Below are 6,601 nucleotides of genomic sequence, written 5' to 3' on the forward strand. Positions count from 1 at the left end.
GCCGGACCCGGTTTGTTGAGCCGGTTGAGAATGGCGAGATATTTTTCGCGATGAATGCTGCGTTCGACATCGATATAACGTTCGAATGCTTTCATCGCATTGGCACGGAATTGGGTGAGGATCGGCCCCGGTTCGATCAGGCTGACGAAAATTCTGCTTCCTCTCAGCTCCAGCCGCAAAGTATCGCTCCAGCCTTCAACCGCATATTTGGAAGCATTGTATGCGCCACGAAACGGCATGGCGGCGAAGCCTAATACCGAGCTGTTCTGAATGATACGTCCGTATCCCTGCTTGCGCATGGCGGGCAGGATCAGATTGGTCAGCTCTACCCAGCCGAAGAGATTGGTTTCGAACTGCGCGCGTAATGCTTCCCGGCGGAGATCTTCAACTGCACCGGGCAGGCCATAGCCGCCGTTGTTGAACAGAGCGTACAATTCACCGTTGCTGCGCCGCAGGGTTTCTTCGACAGCATGCTGAATCGAACTGGAATCATTCAGGTCGAGTTGAAAACTTTCCAGTCCTTCCGCAAGCAGCATTTCCACGCTTTCCTGTCGGCGGGCGGTGGCAAAGACACGATAGCCACGTGCATGCAGACCATGGGCAGCGTAGTAGCCAATACCGCTGGAACAGCCGGTAATCAATATGGATTTTTTCATTTTTCTGCTTTATGTGAGGGATTGGGTTCAATTTTATCCGTGCGGCCCAGGCAGTTGGATCAGATCTCGTGGGCCAGCCTGTTTGCCAGCGGCCGGAATTGCAGATGATAGAACATGTTGAGATAGCGATCCGTTTCTTCCCGCTCGAGCCCGCTGACGAATTTCCAGAAACCATAGATACGCGATAGCGTCATCATGCGTTCAGCATACAATTTCCAGGTGTAGCGGCTGGCGACACGGTCGAGTGCCCCTTGCGAAATACGTTCCCATTCCAGCGGGTTTTCCCGGTTCTCTTCGAAAAAATCCGCGATCAGATCAGCCGTGGCGGCACCCTGATTGGGATCGATATGAAAGCCGGAACGGTTGTGCTGGATGATTTCCAGCGGGCCGCCGTAGCGGGTGGCGAAGGTAGGCAGACCGGATGCCATGGCCTCGATGATGGTCAGGCCGAATGCTTCGAACAGTGCCGGTTGTACGAATACACCGCGTTTGTCGGCAATATAGCGGTAGAGTTCCCCCGCCAGGTTTTTGTCGAGGCGCATGCCCAGCCAGCGCATCTGTTGATCGAGTTTATGTTCATCCATCAGCTGGTGCATCCGATAAATCTGTTCCTGTTCTTCGTGGTCGCTGGAATGCTGCGGATCGATCTTGCCGCCAACAATGATCAGATTGGCAAGCGAACGCAAACGTTGCGAAGTGGCGTACAGTTCTACCAGTCCGGTAATGTTCTTGATCCGATCCAGGCGTGCCATGGTGAAAATCAGGGGTTTGTCCGGATCCTGAAGATGTCCGCGGGCCGGGAGACTGCTTGCATCATCGAAGATCAGAGATTCAATTTCCGGTATCAGGCCGTGCAGACGCCGGTGCGGATCGGTATAAGGGAAATAGATATCCGCATTCGCGCCCGGAGAAACGATATTGAATTTCGGATCGAACAGATCAATACCATGGACTACCCGGTAGAGATCGGGCATGGAAAAAGCCTGGTAGCTCTCGTACTGGCCTTCTGCTTCCCGTGTTCCGGCAATTTCCTGATACGTGCTGGTAACGATGAAATCGGCTGAATTCATTGCCAGCAGATCTGCTGTGTACTGGCAGGAGAAATGATATTTATCTTCGTTTTCCTGCCAGTAGATATCCGAATGCAGGTATTTTGTTTTTTCGAGTGCATGTGCAATATTGCACTGGGTGACGCCTAATCTCCTGCTGAGCAGGGTGGCTACCAGATTACCGTCTGAATAATTGCCGATGATCAGGTCAGGATGTCCACCCAGTTCTGCTAGTGCTTCCCGTTCGACATCACCGGCAAAAATTTCGAGATGAGGCCATATTTCGAAACGCGAGATCCAGTGAGGAATGATTTCCCCGTTGTGCTTGCGGAACGGAACACGCAGAATCCAGGTGTTGGTGCAGCCGCTGACTTTTTCCAGTCGCTGGTTACAGGTGGTATCGCCGGCATCGGGTATCAGGCGAGTGACGATCAGTATTTTCGGTTCAACCTGAACTCCCTGTAATTGCAGCCGGTCGTGCATTTCCTTTTCCAGTGCACGCACCTGGTCGAGAATATAAACGACCTGGCCGCCGGTATCGGGCAGCCCGAGCACATTATCCTGACCGAAATAGCCGTGAGGAGAAAGAATCAGCAGGCGGGAAATCATGGGAATGCGTGCCAGGAATTCTTCCAGCGCGGAAGGAGAAGGCGCTTCGAGGATATCCATCAGCATATTCATGGTTTCAGCTACTCGGTCGGCGTTATGTCCCCAGCCGGGCGCGAAACCGAGCTGGCCCATTTTCTGGGCCAGCTCACTCCATGGTGTTGTCCCGTCCAGTGCCTCCAGCATTTCCAGTGCTTGTCGCAACTGGTTACGCACGAGGTGGATGTCGTGAGAATTGCTGCTGAACATCAGTTGCTGACCCTCGATGGCGTGTACGCCCAGAAAATGCAGCAGCCCGGTATGGCCTGCCTCAATACGAGAAAACATTTCACTGGATAGCTTGCGATTGAGGAAAATGACGCCCTGACCGATCGAGCGGGATTCCTTCAATCTTGGAAATCCCCGGTTGAATGGTCCGAAATCGACTTCGAGCATCGATTCGGTTGCTTCACCTTTGACTACGGTTTCCTTGAATTTCAGAAATTCACCGATGGTCACTTTTTCCGGAATGAGATGTTCCTGATGAATACGTATGAGTTCCCATTTGGCAATTTCGGGCCGCAGTGCCAGATAAGCCCAGGGAGAACTAAAGACGCCCTCCTGCAGACGGAATACGAATGCCCGGAGCAGGTCGGAATAGCCGCAATCCTGCTCTGTCTGCAGCAGACCGTCCCGCAGATCGGATTGGAGGAGCAGGGTGCGATTTGCTGCGAAATAACGTCGTAACAGAGTATAGACGGCATCTCTGTTTTGCAGGGTACAGGTGGCGAGCGTATCAATCGTGGTCATGAATACCTCCGGTATAACGGTTGCGATATTGTTTTAAGGGATCTCTGATCTAGTCCCACATGGTCGCATACAGTGTTTTGCGGATGGAATGCAAGGCGAGCGAGGCAGGAAAGGTTGGTCCGCTCAATGTTGCAGTCCGCCCGCAAAGTCAGTACCCCAAAGGGTTGCGGCTCATGGAGAACTTAATCAGAGGTTCTTCAGGATAAGTAGGCGCAATGTGTGATCATTGGTCAAAGTGGTAGTGTTTCATACCTTCGAGTATGCCTAGTGCATAGGCGTTTTCTGCAAAATAGATCTGTTCCCGGTCACGCAGTGATTCCAGTTCGGGGCTGTGATTTCCTACTACCACTCCCAGTGTGTCGCCTACCAGCATTTCTTCATCATTACCCGAATCCCCGGCAATCAGAAAACTTTGCAGTGGCAACCCCCATTTATAGGCGAGGTAACGTACTGCCAGCCCTTTGGAAGCCCGCACCGGCAGTACATCCAGAAATGCTTCATGAGAGTAGATCAGCTTTGCATGCAGATTTTGTTTGTGCAGATGCTGATAAAGTTGTTTGAGTGGGGGCATCTGCTCAGGTGTGACCAGATAACTCAACTTGAATTCACGTTGATTCTCCGGAGCCTGGAGCACCAGTCCGGGTATTTCTTTCAGTGCTTCAGCCAGTGCTTCCCGCCGCCACCGGTGGCGGATATGATTACTCCAGCCCTTATCCGGTCGCAGTGATGGCCAGTAGTTGATTTCACTGCCGACCGAGGTGATCAGGATATCGGGCATCGGTACGCGCCATTTTTTAAGGACTTTGACTGCACTTTCGACGGTCCTTCCGGTAGCAACACCGAATGAGATATTCCTGGCATGCATACGTAACCATTGCAGAAATTCTGCCAGTCCCTGTTCATCTCCGAGCAGGGTATTATCGATGTCGCTGATGATCACTTTACGTGCCAGCGGCATGGGTGATCGGCCTGCATGCAGGGTTGCCGCAAGTTGGCGGCGCAGACGTTTGCGCTCCCGATAGAGCAGTTTGTCGGCTTCCTTGAGATATTTGCTGACGTGTGCATCCCAAGTGTAATGGCGCCTGACGTTGGTAATCCCGTTTCTGGACCAGTTTCGCCAGAGTTTTCTGTCGGATAGTGCATCCTTCAGTGCGCTGGCGATATCGAAATGGTTCAGCGTATTGACAAGCAGTCCATTGCGGCAATTGGTGATGATGTCGCGTGGACCGCCATCTTCCGGTGCAATGATGGGCAGGCCACTGGCAGCAGCCTCGATCAGGGTGAGTCCGAAGGGCTCTGTCAGGGCCGAATTGACGAATATGCCGCGCCTGCGTACCGCCAGGCGATACACTTCCGGTATATCTTCCACCATGAAATGTTTGGGAATCGCTATTTTCCCCCACAGATCATAGCGATCGATGTCGAGCAGTACATCATTCATGACCTTGCGCTGTGACTCTTCCATCGCGCGGATATCTTCGCGTGAGCCGGCTACGATCACCAGGTTGGCCATGTCCTGTAGTAACGGATCCGACCCGTATGCCTGAATCAGTCCGTGAAGATTTTTGCGTGTGTCGGGTCGGCAGATGGCAAGAATCACTGGTTTATCCGGCACATTCAGGAACCGGTCGATACCGGCCTGTATCGCCGGATCGAGAGATTTGCGTCCAGGGGGCGAGAACCGTGAGGTATCGGTCCCTGGAGGAATGACCCGGCAACGGCGTGGATCAGTATTTTTATACATACCATACTGATCTTCAATTTCCTGTGAGGTACTGGTGATGATCAGCGAGGCATGCACCAGTACCTCTTCTTCTACAGCGATCCGCCGGGACAGATTGAATTGTCGTTCGATGGCCTGTTCTTTGCGGCCGGAAGCAAGCAGACGCGCCCATTTGGGGCGGCCGAGCGAGTGGCCCGTATGTATTTGCGGGATACCGAGCAGATTGGACAGATGCTGGCCGACGTAGCCGGCATCAGCGTAGTGTGTATGAATCAGATCGGGCAGACGTCCCTGCTGGCGCAGGTAGTGTAAACAGCGGTCCACCATCTGATCCAGGTGCGGCCACAGCAGCTCCTTGCGCAGATATTTGCGAGGGCCGCAGGGTAATCGAACGATACGGGCATTCGGCCCGAGTTCTTCGATTTCAGTTGCATAATCGGGTGAGATGTTAGGATCCTCGATCTGGCGGGTCAGCAGGTCGATCTGGGCAATATGCTCGTTGCGGCCCAGGGCACGTGCCAATTCAACGACATAGGTGATCTGTCCGCCTGTATCTGCGTCACGCCCCAGCTCCATGTCATGTCCACGGACCAGACCGTGTACGCTTATCATTAAAATATAAAGTTTCTGATCTGTCATCGTTCGGCAATCAGTTGATCATTCCCCATTCTTTGAGAAAGGGAGAATAAAATTCAGAGGATTGGGGAATAGCGCCACGAATACCGCACAGGGCTGCAGCAAACCGGTTGGCGCGCTCCAGTGTCAATGTCTCCGGCCAGCTCAGCAGCATGCCGAGAATGAATACGGCAGAAAATCCATCTCCCGCGCCGACAGTATCGATAACGGTGATATTGGTGATGCCGGGTGTTTCAGCTTCATTACCGGACTGGTCGCGTAACCATGCGCCATCGGCGCCACAGGTCACCAGCAGGGTGTTCAGATGAAATTCTTCTATCAGGCGCGATGCGGTATCCCGAGGATCCCGGGTGTGTAAATTCAGTAAACCGGGTAATTCGATCAACTCATCTTCATTGACTTTCACGTGATCAGCCCGGGTGAGTGAATAGTGGACGGTGTCTCGTGTGTACCAGGGTTTTCTCAGATTAATGTCCAGCAGGCGCGGAACCTGTGGTGTGTATCGGAATACCGTTTCCAGTGCGCTGCCGGATAGACGGCTGCGTTGTGCCAATGTTCCGAAATACACCAGATCAGGTTCTATGGATGAAGCAGCGGTAGCGGCCGTCACCGGGTCGATGAAGTCGTAAGCCTGGTTTGCGAGAATTTCAAACTGGTGTCCGTGGCCGTTTTCACCGGGTTTGATCAATACCTGGCCGGTTGGATAGTGTGGATCGCTTTGAACACCGGTGACAGTCATACCGGCATCATCCATCAGTCTGATCAGTTTCCGGTGGAGTTCATCGGTACCGGTACGTGTAATCAGCATGGGGTGCAGGCCAAAAGCCTGAAGATGGAAGCTTACATTCAGGGGGGCACCCCCCATTCTCGGGCCATCAGGGAAAATATCGGCCAGTGCTTCGCCGAACAGAATTACATTTCGTCTTGTAAGTGCTTTGTAAGAATCGGTTGACATGGTTACAGAGATTCCTGCCGATCACTGCTATTCATTTCCTGAAATATCATGGTGGCCATCCGTCTGAAGAAGGGACTGGGTGGCTGCAGAAAACGGGCAGAAAACAAGCGCCGGAAATCATATTTCCGGCCGGATATTTTTATTCTGGCATGGATAGCGGATATGTGCAAAGAACTGTCAGAAAAAA

General features: G+C 52.7%; 5 protein-coding genes. All 5 read right to left on the reverse strand.

Annotation, left to right across the window (positions count from 1 at the left end; all coding sequences use genetic code 11):
• Positions 1–656 (reverse strand): SDR family NAD(P)-dependent oxidoreductase (locus tag ABUL11_RS10685; RefSeq protein ID WP_350283838.1); only part of this gene is annotated, 656 nt, incomplete at its 3' end.
• Positions 657–715: 59 nt separating this feature from the next.
• Positions 716–3,100: a sucrose synthase gene (locus tag ABUL11_RS10690; RefSeq protein ID WP_350283839.1), complete on the reverse strand. Its 2,385-nt coding sequence runs from the start codon at positions 3,098–3,100 to the stop codon at positions 716–718.
• Positions 3,101–3,323: 223 nt separating this feature from the next.
• On the reverse strand, positions 3,324–5,462 hold the full coding sequence (locus tag ABUL11_RS10695; protein WP_350283840.1) for an HAD-IIB family hydrolase: 2,139 nt from the start codon (positions 5,460–5,462) through the stop codon (positions 3,324–3,326).
• A 10-nt stretch (positions 5,463–5,472) separates the two neighbouring features.
• Entirely contained in the window at positions 5,473–6,414 is a 942-nt protein-coding gene (locus tag ABUL11_RS10700) for a carbohydrate kinase family protein (protein ID WP_350283841.1), read from the reverse strand.
• A 2-nt stretch (positions 6,415–6,416) separates the two neighbouring features.
• Positions 6,417–6,601 (reverse strand): hypothetical protein (locus ABUL11_RS10705; RefSeq protein ID WP_350283842.1); only part of this gene is annotated, 185 nt, incomplete at its 5' end.

The organism is Nitrosomonas sp., from assembly GCF_040256045.1.
Classification (GTDB): domain Bacteria; phylum Pseudomonadota; class Gammaproteobacteria; order Burkholderiales; family Nitrosomonadaceae; genus Nitrosomonas.